Below are 1,159 nucleotides of genomic sequence, written 5' to 3'. Positions count from 1 at the left end.
CTCTTTGCCAATAGCGGCGTATTCGTTACGGCTAACGTTATGCGCAAGGAAACCCGCTGGCGTCGCATGGCTCCACTGCACAGAGGTGATCACCCCCAACGCTTTGCCGTTTTCTACGGCATATTCACCAATATGCTTGAGCCTTTTGTCATCGTTGGACCAGTTAATGGCGTTGTTGTAGGTCTTGTGGCCGGAGGCCAGTGCAGTTGCTGCCGCAGCGCTGTCGGTAAAATCCGCGCGCAGGTATTCATAACCGGCAAAGTAGCCCGGATATGTACCCAAGCTGCCCTGAAAAGTGCTGTCTACTTTGTCTTTGTTCCAAATTTTATCGGCATCAAACGTAACAGACTTATCCATCGTGCGGGTTGGCACATTAGAGGTGTTAAGCGGATAGGTGGAAGCAAACAGTTTGACATCAAAGTCATCATAGACTTCGTGCCCCAACGCACCGTGCCGATAATAGCTTGCAGCATGCCAGGTGTTGATCCCCGCGCCATCGCTGATAAGCAAAATCACATTTTTCGCTTTTGCGGGTGCCGAGCCCTGCGCAATCGCCCAGGGCGAGAGCACAGCGCTAATAGAAAGAACCAATAATGCGGTGGAGAGTTTCGCATGGAGAAATTCCTTGTGTAATGATATAACGTAACAATTAGAAACTCTCCGACACATTACCTGCACTTTATGACATTTTCTTGACGCGCATAACGATAGTTTGCGTTGACATTGAAATTTCATCCCTTAATTCGAGCCATGTGGAAAAATGGCTGATACAAAAACAATTATCATTTGATAAATAAATTGTGTAGATTAAGCACACCGTTATAAATATAATTACATAACGATGTGCTGTATTTCAATCCACGCTATTTATGATCATCATCAATATTCGTTAAAATAATCTCGTCTGAAATTCCGTGTCCGCCCCGCCCTTCAATCAGATAAATCACCGCCACAAGGGAGAAAAACGAGATATATAGAAAATACTAATAATGGCATATCGAAAAAATCCATTATCCTTATACAGTATATGGATATAGTATTTTTTTAACTTAAATAACAGCGTTGATAGAATTTAACAAACAAACAACAGATAAATAAAAAACAGCCAAAGACACATACAAAAAAAATAAAACCATACTTTTTTACTAAATTTTTGTCA

1 protein-coding gene is annotated in these 1,159 nt (G+C 41.9%); it reads right to left on the bottom strand.

Annotation, left to right across the window (positions count from 1 at the left end; translation table 11 throughout):
• Positions 1 to 591, bottom strand: a 591-nt coding sequence (locus J5224_RS28980) for an alkaline phosphatase (protein WP_264628540.1), incomplete at its 3' end; no start/stop codon positions are given.
• Positions 592 to 1,159: the final 568 nt, after the last annotated feature.

This window comes from Candidatus Symbiopectobacterium sp. NZEC135 (assembly GCF_025962695.1).
The sequence above is the reverse complement of the archived record's forward strand: the minus strand, read 5'-3'. Positions and strand labels throughout refer to the sequence as shown.